Below are 16026 nucleotides of genomic sequence, written 5' to 3'. Positions count from 1 at the left end.
CCATGCCTCCTGCCGCTCCCGCCCGCCCCACTGCGCTGCAAGTCGACCTGGCGCGCCTGATCGCGCAGGACATCGTGGCGCGGCGCTACGCGCCTGGCGCCCACTTGTCCGAGGAAGCGCTGGCGGCGAGCTATGAGGTATCACGTACCCCGGTGCGCGGCGCGCTGCGGCTGCTGGCTACCCAGGGGCTGATCACGCATCGTCCCAACAGCGGCTACACCGTGGCCGAAAACGTCGCCCAGGCCTCGCCCGCCATCGCCGGCGCGGGTCCGACCCAGGACGAACTCTACCGCCGCCTGATCGCCGACCGCGCCACCCGCGTGCTGCCCGACCAGTTCACCGAGCGCGAGCTGCTGCAGCGCTATCCCGCGCCGCGCAGCGTGCTGGCCAAGGCCCTGCTGCAGTTGTCGGCCGACGGCCTGCTGGAAAAGCGCAAGGGCCACGGCTGGCAATTCGCGCCCTCGCTGGAGAACCGCGAGGCGCTCGACGAAAGCTACCGCTTCCGCATGACGATCGAATGCGCCGGCCTGCTGGAGCCAACGTTCCGGCTCGACCGTAATGCCCTGGAGCGCATGCGCGCCGCGCACGAGGCGCTGATCCAGCGCGACGACGCCGGGATCTCGGCCGCTGAGTTCTTCGGCCTGAACGCCGCGTTCCACGAAATGCTCGCGCGCTGCTCCGGCAACCGCTACATCCTGCAGGCCGTACAACAGCAGAATCAATTGCGCCGCCTGGAAGAACACGCCGCGTTCCACCGCGAAGCGCGCTTCGTGGACTCCAGCAACGAACACCTGCGCATCATCGCCGCGCTGGAAGCCGGCGACCAGGAAAAGGCCTCGCAACTCATGCGCGAACACCTTTCGACCTCACTGCGGCAATCCTGAACCTGCATTCCCGAACCGCCGTTCCGTCTTTTCTGCCCCCTAAATTGTATTTTTCTTATTATTAATACAAAATGGTCGCACCTGAACTTCCTTGAAGCAGCAAGCCCATGCCCTCGCCCACGCCTCATCTGTCCTCTCCCCTCAACGCCGACGCCTATTGGATGCCCTTCACCGCCAACCGTCGCTACAAGCGCGATCCGGTGCTTTTCAGCGCGGCCGAGGGCATGCACTACATCCGGCCCGACGGCCGCCGCGTGCTGGACGGCATCGCGGGCCTGTGGTGCGTCAACGCCGGCCATCGCCGGCCCGAAATCGTCGAGGCCATCGCCCGCACCGCCTATGAGCTGGACTACGCGCCGTCGTTTCAGATGAGCCATCCGCTGGCGTTCGAATTGGCCGAAAAGCTGTGCGTAGAGGCGCCCGCCGGTTTCTCCAACGTGTTTTTTTCCAACTCCGGATCCGAGGCCGTCGATACCGCCCTCAAGATTGCGCTGGGCTACCACCGCGCGCGCGGCGAAGGCCAACGCGTGCGCCTGATCGGCCGCGAACGCTCGTATCACGGCGTGGGGTTCGGCGGCCTGTCGGTCTCGGGCATCGGCGGCCATCGCAAGCCGTTCGGCAACCTGCTGCCCTATGTGGACCATCTGCCGCATACCTACGACCGCGAGCGGATGGCCTACAGCCGCGGCCAGCCGGACTGGGGCGCGCACCTGGCCGATGCGCTCGAGCGCATCGTGTCGCTGCACGACGCCTCCACCATCGCCGCTGTCATCGTCGAACCGGTGGCCGGATCCACCGGCGTGCTGGTGCCGCCGCGCGGTTACCTGCAGAAGCTGCGCGAGATCTGCGACCGGCACGGCATCCTGTTGATCTTCGACGAAGTGATCTGCGCCTTCGGCCGCGTCGACGGCGCCTTCGCCTCGGCGCATTTCGGCGTCACGCCCGACCTCATCACCAGCGCCAAGGGGCTGACCAACGGCGCCATTCCGATGGGCGCGACGCTGGTGCGCCAGCATGTCTACGACGCCTTCATGCAAGGCCCGGAGAACGCCATCGAGCTGGCCCACGGCTACACCTACTCGGGCCACCCGGTGGCCTGCGCGGCCGGGCTGGCAATGCTGGACATCTGCCGCCGCGACGGCCTGTTCCAGCGCAGCCGCGACCTATGGCGCTATTGGGAGGATGCGGCCCACGGCCTCAAGGGCCTGCCGCACGTGGTGGACATCCGCAACATCGGCCTGCTGGCCGCGATCGAACTGGCGCCGCTCGCGGGCAAGCCGGGCCAGCGCGGCTATGCCGTGCACCAGGCCTGCCTGGAACGCGGCTGCCTGATCCGCGCGGCCGGCGACACCATGCTGCTGTCGCCCCCGCTGGTCATCGAGCTCGCGCAGATCGACGAGCTGTTCTCCGTGCTGGCGCAGGTGCTGCGCGCCGGCGACTGACCCGACGTGGCGGGAGGCATGCCGGCATGGGCGGTCCCTTGCGGGCCAGCCCGCCTTACGCTATCGGTCATCGCAGATGGCGAGCGACGGCCTCGATCACCCGGCGCACGTCCGCGCTCGACACATCCAGATGCGTCACCAGGCGCGTCGGCCCGCCGTAGACCGCGCGCATCAGGATGCCATCGGCAGCCAGCGCGGCGGTCAGCGCATCGCAACGCGCCGGCTCGAATTCCGCGAACACCATGTTGGTGTCCTGGCTCAGGACCCGCACGCCGGTGATGCCGCGCAGGCCGTCGGCCAGCAGGCGTGCGTTGGCGTGATCCTGCGCCAGGCGTTCGACGTTATGTTCCAGCGCGTACAGGCAGGCCGCAGCCAGCACGCCCGACTGGCGCAGGCCGCCGCCCAGCACCTTGCGCCAGCGGCGCGCGCGGGCGATCAGTTCGGCGCTGCCCACCAGCACCGAACCGACCGGCGCCCCCAGCCCCTTGGAAAAGCAGATCGACACAGAATCGAATGGCTGGCACATCTCGGCCAGCGGCTTGCCGCTGGCGACGGCGGCGTTGAACACGCGGGCCCCGTCCAGGTGTGTGGCGAGGCCATGGCCGCGGGCCCAGTCGGTCGCCGCGCGCACGTAATCCGCCGGAATCAGCTTGCCATGGAAGGTGTTCTCCAACGCCAGCAGCCGGGTGCGGGCGAAGTGCGGATCGCCTTCGGGCTTGAGCGCGGCAGCGAGCTTCTCCAGCGGCAGAGAGCCATCCTCGGCGTGCTCGATGGGCTGGGGCTGGATGCTGGCCAGCACCGCCGCGCCGCCGCCCTCGTACTTGTAGGTATGGGCCTGCTGGCCCACCAGGTACTCGTCGCCGCGTTCGCAATGGGCCATCAGGCCGGCCAGATTGCTCTGCGTGCCCGACGGAAAGAACAGGCCCGCGACCTTGCCCGCGCGCTCGGCAACTGCCTGCTGCAACTGAATGACCGTGGGGTCATCGCCCATCACATCGTCGCCCAGCGGCGCGCTGACCATGGCCTGCAACATGGCCGGAGACGGCCGGGTGACGGTATCACTGCGCAAATCGATCATGAAGCTTCCTTGAAGGAAAACGGAATCCGGTTAACGGGCCGATCAGCCCGCGCGCGCGGCAGGCGCCGCGCGACTAACGACAAAAATGCCGGCAAGGATCAGGGCCATGCCGCCCAGCTCGACCGGCGACGGACGCTCGGACAGCACCGCCCACGCCATCAGCATCGCCACCACCGGCACGCCCAGGCTGGAAAGGCCGGCAATCGAAGCCGGAACCCGCCGCACCACCTGCAGCCACAGCAGCCAGCCGGCGGCCGTGGCGATCAGGACGATATAGACCATGCCGGTCCACAGTTGCCAGCCCCACTGCGCCGGGATCTGCGGCGCCAGCCACGCCACCGGCGTCATCACCAGTCCGCCGAACAGCATCTGCCAGGCCGTGAAGGTCATCACGTCGGGCGCGTGACGCTCGAACATGCGCTTGGACAGCACCGTGCCCACGCCCCAGCACAGGCCGCTGCCCAACCCCAGCAGCACCGGCCGCATTTCGCCCACGCCGTGCCAGGGTTCGATGAACAGCACCAGTCCGATCGCGGCCAGGCCGATGCCGACGCCGTGGCGGGCCGTCGGCCGCTCGCCCAGCAGGCCCCACGCGAACAGCACCACCCAGAACGGCATGGTATAGGCCATCAACGACACCTTGCCGACGCCGCCGGATACCAGCGCAGTCTGCACGAAGCCCTGGAAACCGGCGGTCTGGGTCAGGCCGATCAGCAAGGTCAGCTTCCACGACGGCAGGCCCAACGGCCGCCGGGTGGCGGCAGCCAGCGCAAACAGCACCAGCGCGCCGGTCACGTAGCGCAGCGCCACGAAATCGAACGGACCGATGTACGGCACGATCAGCTTCATCGCGATCCAGCTCCCCGCCCACACGAGGATGGTGCTGAACATCAGGGCCAGCCCTGCGCGATCGAAACTGCTGCGGCTCACGGCGGCGTCTCCAGTGAAAGTGGCGAAGGAAAAAACGACGATGCCCATGCCGGCAAACCGGCATGGGCATCTCGCATTATGCTCCCGTCGCGCGGGGAACCGTCCGCGCCGTCCGCATGACGGACGGCGCGCGCCGCGTCACAGCGGCTTGGACAGTTGTTCCAGGATGGCGGGGTTTTCCAGCGTCGACACGTCCTGCGTCACTTCCTCGCCCTTGGCGACCACGCGCAGCAGGCGGCGCATGATCTTGCCGGAGCGGGTCTTGGGCAGGTTGTCGCCGAAGCGGATGTCCTTGGGCTTGGCGATCGGGCCGATTTCCTTGGCCACCCAGTCGCGCAGCGTCTTGGCGATGGCCTGCGCCTCTGCGCCTTCGGGACGGGCGCTCTTGAGCACCACGAAAGCCACCACGGCTTCGCCGGTGGTGTCGTCGGGACGGCCGACCACGGCGGCCTCGGCCACCAGTTCGTGCGCGACCAGCGCGGATTCCACTTCCATCGTGCCCAGGCGGTGGCCCGACACGTTGAGCACGTCGTCGATGCGGCCCATGATCCAGAAGTAGCCGTCCGCATCGCGCTGCGCGCCGTCGCCGGCCAGGTAATAACCGCGCAGTTCCGACGGGAAGTAGCTCTTCTTGAAGCGCTCCGGGTCGCCCCAGATGTTGCGGATCATCGCCGGCCACGGACGCTTGATCACCAGGAAGCCACCGTTGCCCTGGTCGACGTCGCCGCCGGTCTCATCGACGATGGCGGCGGCGATGCCCGGCAGCGGCAGGGTGCACGAGCCCGGCTTGGTCGGCGTGGCGCCCGGCAGCGGCGTGATCATGTGGCCGCCGGTCTCGGTCTGCCACCAGGTGTCGACGATGGGGCAGCGCTCGCGGCCGACGTTCTTGTGATACCAGATCCAGGCTTCGGGGTTGATGGGCTCGCCCACCGTGCCGATGATGCGCAGGCTATCCAGGTCGTATTTGGACGGATGGGTCTCGGGCGCGGCCTCGGCGGCCTTGATCAGCGAACGGATCGCGGTCGGCGCGGTGTAGAAGGTGGTGACCTTGTGGCGCGCGATCATGTCCCAGAAGCGGCCGGCGTTGGGGAACGTCGGCACGCCCTCGAACACCACCTGCGTCAGGCCCGCGGCCAGCGGACCGTAGGTGATGTAGGTATGGCCGGTGACCCAGCCCACGTCGGCCGTGCACCAGTAGACGTCGTCCTTGCGCGCGTCGAAGGTCCACTTGACGGTCAGCAGCGCCCACAGCAGGTAGCCGGCGGACGAGTGCTGCACGCCCTTGGGCTTGCCGGTGGAACCGGAGGTGTACAGGATGAACAGCGGATGCTCGGCATTGACCGGCACCGGCTCGCAGGTGTCGGCCTGGCCGGCCTCGACGTCGTGCATCCAGAGATCGCGGCCTTCGTTCCAGGCCACCTTGCCGCCGGTGCGGCGATAGACGATGACGCGCTTGACGGCTTCGCAGCCGCCCATGGCAATGGCGTCTTCCACCGCCGGCTTGAGCGGAATGGTCTTGCCGCCGCGCACCTGCTCGTCGGCGGTGATGACCAGCGAGGCGCCGACGTCGACGATGCGCTCCTGCAGGCTCTTGGCCGAGAAGCCGCCGAACACCACCGAATGCGTCACGCCCAGGCGGGCGCAGGCCTGCATCGCCACCACGGCCTCGATCGACATGGGCATGTAGATGATGGCGCGGTCGCCCTTCTTGTAGCCCAGCTTGGCGATGCCGTTGGCGAAGCGGCACACGCGCGCCAGCAGTTCGCGGTAGGTGACCTTGACGACCTTGCCGTCATCGGACTCGAAGATGATGGCGGTCTTGTCGGCGTTGCCGTTGGTCAGGTGCACGTCCAGGCAGTTGGCCGAAACGTTCAGTTCGCCGTCGCCGAACCAGCGGTAGAACGGCGCGTTGGATTCGTCCAGCACCTCGGTGAACGGCTTGGTCCACTGCAGGTTGTCGCGGGCCTGGCCGGCCCAGAAACCGTCGAAATCCTTTTCGACCTGCGCGCACAACGCGTTGTAGGCGTCCATGCTGGGAATCGCGGCGCCCTGCGCCGCGCGCTCCGGCGGCGGGAACACCCGGGTTTCCACCAGTACGGACTCAATAGCATTCGACATGATCTTGTCTCCAATCTGTGATTCTGTTGTTGATGCCGTTTTTATCTGACTGCCCACTCGCAACCGTATCGCCGCGCTCTTACGGGCACCTTACGCAAAATACGGGCCATAAGCCCGTATCCCGCGGGAACGCGCGCCAAACATGGCGGCAACGGCATCGACAACTGACAGCGCAATACGCAACCCGCCGGACATCGCGCCGCCATCAGGCGCAGCGATTGTCCGGGACTTCATAAGAATATCAGTTGCGGCGAACGCCCGCGCCGTCATGCGGCGCGGCGCGCCAGGCCGCGCGCCATGTCCACGCGCGACAGCAGGATCAGGCCGCCGACAAAGAACAGCCCGGTGACCAGGATGGCCAGGCGGTGGTTGCCATGCGTGGCCCAGGTCACCAGTCCGTAGGTCAGCGGGCCGATGACCGCGGCCAGTTGCACCGCGAACGTCCACAGCGAAAAGAATTCGGCCAGGCGTCCGGCCGGCGCCAGCGCGCCGGTCATGGCGCGGCCCGCGCTCTGCGTCGTGCCCATGCACAGGCCGGCCAGCGTCGCGGCCACCCAGAACACCGGCGCCGTCACCGCGGCGTAGGCCACCAGCACCATCAGGATCCAGCCGCACAGCGTGATCGCCAGCGCCGGCTTGTGGCCGATGCGGTCCTGCACATAGCCGAACGAGAACGCGCCGGCCGCGGCGCCGATGTTCACGGTGAACACCAACAGCATGATCTGCGGCGTGGTGAAACCCATGACCTCCGAGGCATACACCGCGGCAAGCGTGATCACCACCGAAATGCCGGCCTGATAGCAGGCGATGCACATCAGCAGGCGGCGGAACTCGGGAAAATGCTGGCCGGTTTCGCGCCAGGCGTAGGCCAGGCGCTTGAGCATCGCCAGCGCCGCTTGCGGTTCGCCGGAAGGCCGCGCGCGCTCGCGCAACAGGAAGAACGACGGCAGCGCCGCCAGCGCGAACACCGCGCAGGTCACCAGGATGACGCGCGGCACGAAGTGTTCGGCGTCGAGGCCGTCGGCCTCGGCCAGTTTCACCACCACCAGCGACAGGCCCAGGGTGAGCATGCCGCCGCAGTAGCCGAAGCTCCAGCCCCAGCCCGACACCCGGCCCAGCGCCGACGGCTTGGCCAACTCGGGCAGGAATGCCGCCACCACGGACTCGCCGACGCAGTAGCAATAGTTGGAGACGACGATGGCGGCCAGCGCCAGCCATACATCGCCCGGCCCCGCCTGGGTCAGCACCAGCGTGGCGGCCACGCAGCCGATCGTGCTGCTGTACAGCAGGCGCCGCTTGCCGGCGCGCGCGTCGGCGCGCGCGCCCAGCGTGGGCATCGTCAGCATGATGAGCAGATAGGACAGCGACAGCGCCGCGGTCCAGGCCAGCGTGGCCCACGGCGCGCGGCCGCCGACCACGCCGACGAAATAGGTGCTGAACACCGCCGTGAGGATCACGGTGGTGTAGCCGGAATTGGCGAAGTCGTACATGGCCCAGGCCCAGACTTCGCGCTTGGCCACGCCGGGGTTCAGCGGACTCCTGTCCGCCGCCCCGCCGGCGGAGACGGCGGCGCCATCGGGCGCCTGCCGCGGCGTTTCCTGGCTCACAGACCCAGCGCGGCGATGCCAGCCTGGGCGATCTGGGCGTCTTCGGTGGACTTCACGCCCGACACGCCGACCGCGCCCACCACCTGGCCGTTGGCCACGATCGGCACGCCGCCTTCCAGCATGCCTTCGATCAGCGGCGCCGACAGGAAGGAATAGCGGCCGTTGTTGATGATCTCTTCGTAGACGCGCGACTCACGGCGGCCCAGGGCCGCGGTCTTGGCCTTGGCCGGCGCAATGTGCGAGGAAATGGGCGCGGCGTCGTCCAGTCGCAGCATGCCGAGCAGGTGACCGCCGTCGTCGGATACGGCGATGGTGACGGCCCACTTGTTCTGCTGGGCGTGTGCTTCGGCCGCGGCCAGGATCTTCTTGACGTCTTCGGCGGTCAGCACGGGTTTGGTATTCATTGCAGCGACTCCTTGATCTGTTCGAGGGCGGTGGGATCTTCGATCGTGGTCAGGTCGCCGGGATCACGGCCTTCGCATACCGCGACAATGGCGCGGCGCAACACCTTGCCCGAGCGGGTCTTGGGCAACGCGCCCACGAACCGGATGCGGGCCGGTCGCGCCACCGCGCCCAGCTGATCTTCCACCAGCCGCATGATATCCGCTTCCAGTTGCTTTGCGCCCTCCGCCGTCTCCGCCGCCGCGGGATTCTTCAGCACGGCGAAGGCCATCGCCGCCTGCCCCTTGAGCGCGTCCGCCACGCCCACCACCGCGCACTCGGCGATGCCGCTATGGCTGTTGACCGACTCCTCGATCTCGCGCGTGCCCAGGCGGTGGCCGGCCACGTTGATCACGTCGTCGGTGCGTCCCAGGATGAACCAATACCCATCCGCGTCGACCAGCCCCCAATCGAAGGTCGAATACACCTGGCGCCCCGGGATCGACGTGAAATAGGTCTGGACGAAGCGCTCGTCGTCGCCCCAGATGGTCGACATGGCGCCCGGCGGCAACGGCGGCACAATGGCGACCACGCCCTTCTGGTCGGGTCCGAGGTCCTCGCCGCTGGACTCGCTGACGATGCGCGCATCAAAACCATAGACCGGGAACGATGGACTGCCGAAGCGCGTCGGCACCTTTTCCACGCCCGGCTGCGCCGACAGAATGGGCCAGCCGGACTCGGTCTGCCAATAGTTGTCGATGATGGGCTTGCCCAGGCCCTCGGAAATCCATTGCGCGGTGGGCTCATCGAGCGGCTCGCCCGCCAGGTACACCGCCCGCAGCGAGGACAGGTCATGCTTGCGCAGCAAGGCCGGGTCCTGGCGCTTGAGCACCCGCACCGCCGTCGGCGCCGAAAACAGCGTGTTGACGCCGAACTGCTCCACCAGCTTCCACAGGATGGCGCCGTCGGGGCGCACCGGTGTGCCTTCGTACAGCACGGTCGCCTGCCCGCCAATCAGCGGGCCATACACAATGTAGGAATGCCCCACCACCCAGCCGATGTCGCTGGTGCAGAAGAACGTGTCGCCGGCCTTGCCGTCGAACAGATATTCCATCGACGACGCCAGCGCCACCGCATAGCCGCCGGTGTCGCGCTGCACGCCCTTGGGCTTGCCGGTGGTGCCGGACGTGTACAGGATATAGCTGGGTTCGGACGACTCCAGCCAGGTCACCGGCACGTGGACGCCGCGCTGCGCAGCGCGCAGGGTGGCGTAGTCCAGGTCGCGGCCGGCGACCGGCTCGAACGGCGCCAGGCCACGGTCGAACACCACCACCGAGGCCGGCGGCGTCTTGCACAGCGCCAGCGCCCGGTCCAGCAGCGGCTTGTAGGGCACCACCTTGCCGCCGCGCGAGCCGCCGTCGGTGCACACCACCACCTTGGGCGCGGCATCGTCGATACGCTGTGCCAGGTTGACCGAGGCGAAACCGCCGAACACCACCGAATGCACCGCGCCGATGCGGGCGCAGGCGAGCATGGTGAAGACCGCCTCGGGCACCATCGGCATATAGAGCAATACGCGATCGCCGCGTCCCACGCCCAGATCCTGCAGCATCGCGGCGGCCGCGTTCACTTCGTCATAGACGTCCTGGCGGGTGTAGATGCGCTCGCGCTCGACTTCGGTGGAGACCCAGATCAGGGCCGGCTTGTCGGCCTGGGTCGGCAACCAGCGGTCCACGGCGTTGTAACAGAGGTTGGTCGTCCCGCCCACGAACCACTTGGCGAAAGGCGGCCGGGAAAAATCCAGGACCGACTCGAACGGCGTATCCCAGTGCACCCGGCCGGCCTGCTCGCGCCAGAAGGCGTCGCGGTCGTGCACCGAGCGGTAATGGAAATCCCGGGTTTTTTGCATTTTTGTCTCCTGTTATTGTGCATACGCCGTATGGCTGATTGCTTTCTTTTCGAATCCTTTGGTCATTCTGGTGGGCAAACCTTGCACGAGGCTTGCCGCAGGTCAAAAAATTCTGCCACGCGTCTACGCCTCACGGGCGCCGGGCTGGTTACAGTAACGAACCAGTCTTAAAAGTTTGGTAGAATCCCCGCGAAGTTGTAGACAACATATCTGTTGGTTGGCTGCTTGATTTCGGCTATTCAGGTGTTTTTTAGCGTTTTTGACGCTTTATTGCCCGAAAATTGCGAAACAGGCGGCGACCTTCCCCAGGCGAATGCATCGACACTCCAAAAGCGCGCGACTGAATTCATCCTCTGGCCAGGCAAACCGCGGTCTGCGTTTGCTGGCGCTGGCGGCGTGCGTCGCGGGTCTGGCGGGTTGTGCAAACACCTCTCAAAAATCCACCGCCTATACGTCCGAGATCGATCCCTACGAGACGGAATGGGTCGCCACCGCCGATGATCCCATCGGCATGCTGGTGGTGCAGAAGTTCAAGCGCGAACGCCAACGCAACCACAGCGAAGTCAACAGCGACAACGCGATGGTCAGCGAAGCCCTGAACTACCTGGGCATCCGCTACCGCTTCGGCGGCAACTCCCCCGATACCGGTTTCGACTGCAGCGGCCTGGTCGCTTACACCGCCGAACGCTCGCTGGGCCTGAAGCTGCCCCGCAACGCCGCCGAAATCGCACAGCAAGGCATTTCGGTCGCCAAGAACGAGCTCAAGGCCGGCGACCTGGTCTTCTTCAACACCCTGGGTCGCCGCTACTCGCACGTCGGCATCTACCTGGGCGACGACCGCTTCGTGCACTCGCCCAGCGCTGGCGGCGTGGTGCGGGTCGAAAACATGACCATGGCCTATTGGAGCAAGCGCTACAACGGCGCCCGTCGCCTGGACAACAGCCTGGTGGCCAGCGCCCGCGCGGCCAACTGACCGCGCTTGTAGTGTGACGCGCCGGCCGCGACGCGGCTATCCTCCAAACGGCGCGATGGGCCGACGCAATCCGACACAGACAGCAAAACGCCGCCGGACTTTACAGTCTGGCGGCGTTTTGCATTCCTCTTCGCGGCCTTGAGCCGCGGGCCTTTTCGGCCTCCCCAGTTTTCAGTGTTGGCGGCGGCGTGGCATGGCAGGGTCAGTGGACCGCGGCGCCCCGGCTGCACAGGCCGCATTGCTGCAAGGCCTGCTGCATGCTGCATACCGAACGGCGACAAGCCACGACACGGATGCCACCACGCTGCGCGGCATTGCGGAAGGTCTTCATGACGTTGTGGCCGAGGAAATCGGTCAGCAAGATGACCAGTTGGGTGCCCGAGGGCAATTGCAGCGTCTTCTTCTGATGCGAGGGATCACGACCACTGATGTGGTGCGTGATCGAGATGTTGTGTCCTTTGAGCAGATCCGGAATGTTGCCGAGCCTGTCGGCGCCCACCACCACTGCACTCAATCCTGCCGTCATGTTTAACCTCACTGGGTCGTTGAGACTGTATGTAATGATAATGATTCCTATTTTTTAGTCAACCCAAATGAGATCGGTTCTTATTTAATATTTTTTATGAGCTTATGAAAAGGGATAGCGAGACACCTTGTCCGCGCCCTTCCCCGCCCCCGCTTCCATGAAAAAAAAGCGGCTCCCCACCAAGGGAACCGCTTCTTCTCGTCCGACTTCCACGGCGCTCGTCATGGCCCAGCCTACTTCGGCGTTCCCTGCACGGCCTCGGTCACGACCGCGCGCGTCAGGGAAGGCGCCAGCATTTCCAGGAAGGTATAGACGTAATCGCGCAGGAACACTCCGGCCTTTACCCCGACGCGGGTGGTGTGTGTGCCGAACAGGTGGCCGACCGGCAGGCCCACCAGGCTGGAATCGCGCCGCGGGTCATAGGCCACGCCGGCGATGATGCCGATGCCCAGCCCGACGTCGACGTAGGTCTTGATCACGTCGGCGTCGATGGCTTCCAGGACGATGTCCGGATGGATCCCCTGGTTGGCGAAGACCTCGTCGATCGTGCTGCGGCCAGTGAAGGCGCGGTCATAGGTCACGATGGGGTATTCCGCCAGTTGCGCCAGCGACAGGCGCTTGGCGGCGCTGGACGTCAGCTCGGCCAGCGGATGATCGGGCCGCACCACCACGGTGTGCTCCCAGGCATACACGGGCAATGTCGCCAGGCCCGGCGTCAGGGCCAGCGACTCGGTCGCCAGCGCCAGGTCGGCCTGCTCGTGCAGCACCATCTCGGCCAACTGCGCCGGGCTGCCTTCGGCCAGCGACAGGTGCACCTTGGGGAACTGCTTGCGGAACGCCGGAATCACGCGCGGCAGCAGGTAACGCGCCTGGGTGTGGGTGCAGGCGATCACCAGGCCGCCTTCGTCGCGGCGGGCGAATTCGTCGCTGACCTTCTTCAGATTGTCGACCTCGCGCATGATGCGGTCGATCACCTGCGACACGGCCAGGCCGGGCTTGGTCAGCCCCTTGATGCGCTTGCCGTGGCGTTCGAAGATCTTGATCCCGAGTTCATCCTCGAACTCGATGATGGCCTTGGACACGCCCGGCTGTGAGGTATAGAGCATCCGGGCGGCTTCGGTCAGGTTGAAGTCGCGCCGGATGGTTTCGCGCACAAAACGAAATTGCTGCAGGTTCATGAATTGGCCCCTGATAGACGGGCCAATTATAAGTAATAAGGACGCCTTGTCATATGACTTATTAATATAAGCTTAGGACAAGGCGTCCCTTTTTCAGCGCATCGAGATCGTGGTGTTCACGGTCTTGGCGTGGGCCGACCAGCGCGCCGTGACGGTCTTGGTCTGGGTCCAGAACTGCACCGCCTGCTTGCCGTTGGGGCCCAGGTCGCCCAGCTTGGATCCGCGCGAACCGGTGAAGCTGAACCACGCCACCGGCACCGGGATCGGCACGTTGATGCCGACCTGGCCGACGTCGATGTTGTTCTGGAAGTAACGCGCCGCGCCGCCGTCCTGCGTGAACAGGGCAACGCCGTTGCCGTTGGGATTGCGGTTGATGAATTCCACCGCCTCTTCCAGCGTTTCCGCGCCGACCACGCACAGCACCGGGCCGAAGATTTCCTCGGTGTAGATGGTCATGTTCTCGGTCACGCCGTCGAACACGGTCGGGCCGACGAAGTTGCCCTGCTCGAAGCCGGAGACCTTCAGGTTGCGGCCGTCCAGCAGCAGCTTGGCGCCTTCGTCCACGCCCTTCTGGATCAGGCTTTCGACGCGCTTCTTGGCGTTCGGCGAGACCAGCGGGCCCAGGTCGGCGGCGCGGTCCATGCCCGAGTTGACCTTGAGCTTCTTGGCGCGCTCGACGAAATCAGGCAGCCAGTTGCGGGCCTCGCCCACCAGCACAGCCACCGACGAGGCCATGCAGCGCTGGCCGGCGGCGCCGAACGCGGCACCCAGCAATTGGTTCAGCGCGACTTCCGGATCGGCGTCCGGCAGGATCACGCAGTGGTTCTTGGCGCCCATCATCGACTGGCAACGCTTGCCGGCCGCCGAAGCACGGTTGTAGATCTCGGTGCCGACGCGGGTCGAACCAATGAACGACACGGCCTTGATGTCGGGATGCTCGCACAGCCCGTTGGCCGTTTCCGGACCGCCATGCACCACGTTCAGCACGCCCGGCGGCAGGCCGGCTTCCAGCGCCAGTTGCGCCAGGAACAGCGACGAGCTGGGGTCCTGCTCGGACGGCTTGAGCACGAAGGTATTGCCGCAGGCCACCGCGATCGGGAACATGAAGCACGGCAGCATCACCGGGAAGTTGAATGCGGTGATGCCCGCGCACACGCCCAGCGGCTGGATCAGCGTGTAGACGTCGATGCCCGAGGCGGCGTTCTCGGCGTACTCGCCCAGTTGCAGGTTGGCGATCGAGCAGGCGTGCTCGACCACTTCGAGGCCGCGGCCGACTTCGCCCTCGGCGTCGGGCAGCGTCTTGCCATGCTCGCGGGTGATCATCTCGGCCAGCTTGGCGGTGTTGGCGCGCAGCAGCTCCTGGAACTTCAGCATGACGCGCATACGCGCGCCCTGGCCGCTGTTGCGCCAGGTCTTGAAGGCTTCCTTGGAATTGGCGATGGCCTCGTCCAGTTCCGCGCGCGTGGCGAACGGCACCTTGGCCACGACTTCCTGGGTGGCGGGGTTGATCACGTCGCGCCATTCGGTGGTCTTGGACTGCACGAGCTTGCCGCCGATCAATAGCGGAACGCGGGGGACTTCACTCATTTGATGCTCCTCACACTGCATTGTCGATGCGGATGGAATCCGCGTTCTTGGATCTCGCGCGCGCGCGCCGGGCGAGCCCGGACGGCGCGCCACGCCTTACTTTTGCACCAGCGGGCAGGCCGAATCGGCCAGCGGCTGGAAGGCCTCGGCCGCCGGGATGGTGGCCACCAGCTTGGAATAGTCCCAGCCGCCCTTGGACTCGGACGGTTTCTTCACTTCGTACAGGTACATGTCGTGGATCACGCGGCCGTCGGGCCGGATCGAAGCGTTGCGCATGATCGGATCCTTGATCGGCAACGCGCGCATCTTGTCGGCCACCACCTTGCCGTCGGTGCTGCCCGAGGCCGCCACCGAACGCAGGTAGTGCAGCACGCTGGAATACACGCCGGCCTGCGTCATGGTCGGTTTCAGGCCGCGGAAGGCCTTCTCGAAGCGGGTCGACCACTGGCGCGTGGCGTCGTCGTAATCCCAGTAGAAGCCGTCCACGTAGGACAGGCCCTGGGCGCTTTCCAGCCCCAGCGCGCGCAGGTCGGACAGGAAGATCAGCAGCGACACCAGGCGCTGGCCGCCGGCCACGATGCCAAACTCGCGCGCCTGCTTGACGGCGTTGACGGTGTCCTGGCCGCCATTGGCCAGCGCCACCACCTGCGCCTTGGAGCTTTGCGCCTGCAGCAGGTAGGAGGCGAAGTCCGGCGCGTTCAGCGGATGGCGCACGCTGCCGGCAACGGTGCCGCCCAGCGCCTTGACCGCCTTGGCCGTGTCGGCCTCGAGCGAATGGCCGAAGGCGTAGTCGACGGTGATGAAGTACCAGGACTTGCCGCCCGCCCTGACCGTGGCCTTGGCGCCGCCGGCGGATTGCGAATAGGTGTCGAACATCCAGTGGAATCCGACCGGCGAGCATTCCTTGTTGGTCAGCGCCGTGGTGGCCGGGCCGGAAAACATCACGACCTTATTCTTTTCGCGCGCGATGCCCTGCACCGCCAGCGCCACGGCCGAATTGGTCAGGTCGGCGATGGCGGTGACGCCGTCGCGGTCGAACCATTCGCGCGCCTTGGCCGCCCCCACGTCGGCCTTGTTCTGGTTGTCGGCCGACACCAGCTCGATCTTCATGCCCTTGCATTCCGCGGCCAGGCAATCGTCGATGGCCAATTGCGCCGCCGCCACCGAACCGGGCCCGCCCATGCCGGCGTAGGTGCCCGACATATCGGTCAGGATGCCGATCTTCACCGGCGGTTTATCCGCCGCGTGCGCCTGCCCCAACAGCGCTGCGCCCAGACACAAGCCTGCGGCCAGCCCGCGTGCGTGCAATTCCATGGATTTGTCTCCTGAGTTTTATGCGTTATGGCGCCGTCTTCGCGGCGTGCGGCTCCCGGAGCATTCCCCCAGGGCTGCCGACCCAGTGTAGATGTGTGA

13 protein-coding genes are annotated in these 16026 nt (G+C 66.3%); 3 read left to right on the top strand and 10 right to left on the bottom strand.

What is annotated here, in order from left to right; genetic code table 11:
* The first annotated feature begins 2 nt into the window (after nt 1–2).
* Together SB816_RS17360 and SB816_RS17355 are read left to right on the top strand one after the other, a co-directional pair.
* Nucleotides 3–884, top strand: coding sequence for a GntR family transcriptional regulator (locus SB816_RS17360; RefSeq protein ID WP_144654971.1), 882 nt, complete (start codon nt 3–5; stop codon nt 882–884).
* A gap of 107 nt (nt 885–991) precedes the next feature.
* On the top strand, nt 992–2326 hold the full coding sequence (locus SB816_RS17355; RefSeq protein ID WP_144654970.1) for an aspartate aminotransferase family protein: 1335 nt from the start codon (nt 992–994) through the stop codon (nt 2324–2326).
* A 67-nt stretch (nt 2327–2393) separates the two neighbouring features.
* On the opposite strand, the gene ltaE is transcribed toward SB816_RS17355, so the two are convergent.
* The 6 genes from ltaE to SB816_RS17325 form a co-directional block, all read right to left on the bottom strand.
* Entirely contained in the window at nt 2394–3404 is a 1011-nt protein-coding gene (gene ltaE, locus SB816_RS17350) for a low-specificity L-threonine aldolase (protein ID WP_054501531.1), read from the bottom strand.
* Nucleotides 3405–3446: 42 nt separating this feature from the next.
* Nucleotides 3447–4334: a DMT family transporter gene (locus tag SB816_RS17345; RefSeq protein ID WP_116792770.1), complete on the bottom strand. Its 888-nt coding sequence runs from the start codon at nt 4332–4334 to the stop codon at nt 3447–3449.
* Between the two features lie 138 nt (nt 4335–4472).
* Nucleotides 4473–6452: an acetate--CoA ligase gene (gene acs, locus SB816_RS17340; RefSeq protein WP_054501532.1), complete on the bottom strand. Its 1980-nt coding sequence runs from the start codon at nt 6450–6452 to the stop codon at nt 4473–4475.
* A 266-nt stretch (nt 6453–6718) separates the two neighbouring features.
* On the bottom strand, nt 6719–8059 hold the full coding sequence (locus tag SB816_RS17335; protein WP_054501533.1) for an MFS transporter: 1341 nt from the start codon (nt 8057–8059) through the stop codon (nt 6719–6721).
* Complete coding sequence (locus SB816_RS17330; protein WP_054501534.1) at nt 8056–8463, bottom strand: heme-binding protein; 408 nt, start codon at nt 8461–8463, stop codon at nt 8056–8058. Before SB816_RS17330 ends, SB816_RS17335 begins: the two co-directional genes overlap by 4 nt.
* Nucleotides 8460–10349, bottom strand: coding sequence for a propionate--CoA ligase (locus SB816_RS17325; RefSeq protein WP_144654968.1), 1890 nt, complete (start codon nt 10347–10349; stop codon nt 8460–8462). The genes SB816_RS17330 and SB816_RS17325 overlap by 4 nt, the downstream gene beginning before the upstream one ends.
* A 313-nt stretch (nt 10350–10662) precedes the next feature.
* Here SB816_RS17325 and SB816_RS17320 point away from each other — a divergent pair, with 313 nt between their 5' ends.
* Entirely contained in the window at nt 10663–11322 is a 660-nt protein-coding gene (locus SB816_RS17320) for a C40 family peptidase (protein WP_054501536.1), read from the top strand.
* A 202-nt stretch (nt 11323–11524) separates the two neighbouring features.
* On the opposite strand, the gene SB816_RS17315 is transcribed toward SB816_RS17320, so the two are convergent.
* From SB816_RS17315 to SB816_RS17300, 4 genes are all read right to left on the bottom strand, one after another.
* Entirely contained in the window at nt 11525–11848 is a 324-nt protein-coding gene (locus SB816_RS17315) for a DUF2325 domain-containing protein (RefSeq protein WP_035361296.1), read from the bottom strand.
* Between the two features lie 233 nt (nt 11849–12081).
* Entirely contained in the window at nt 12082–13026 is a 945-nt protein-coding gene (locus SB816_RS17310; RefSeq protein WP_006389315.1) for a CysB family HTH-type transcriptional regulator, read from the bottom strand.
* A 93-nt stretch (nt 13027–13119) separates the two neighbouring features.
* Entirely contained in the window at nt 13120–14613 is a 1494-nt protein-coding gene (locus SB816_RS17305) for a CoA-acylating methylmalonate-semialdehyde dehydrogenase (RefSeq protein WP_049072202.1), read from the bottom strand.
* Nucleotides 14614–14709: 96 nt separating this feature from the next.
* Nucleotides 14710–15927, bottom strand: coding sequence for an ABC transporter substrate-binding protein (locus SB816_RS17300; RefSeq protein ID WP_054501537.1), 1218 nt, complete (start codon nt 15925–15927; stop codon nt 14710–14712).
* Nucleotides 15928–16026: the final 99 nt, after the last annotated feature.

The sequence above is a fragment of the Achromobacter sp. SIMBA_011 genome (assembly GCF_046535435.1).
In the GTDB taxonomy this organism is placed as follows: domain Bacteria; phylum Pseudomonadota; class Gammaproteobacteria; order Burkholderiales; family Burkholderiaceae_B; genus Achromobacter; species Achromobacter dolens.
The sequence above is the reverse complement of the archived record's forward strand: the minus strand, read 5'-3'. Positions and strand labels throughout refer to the sequence as shown.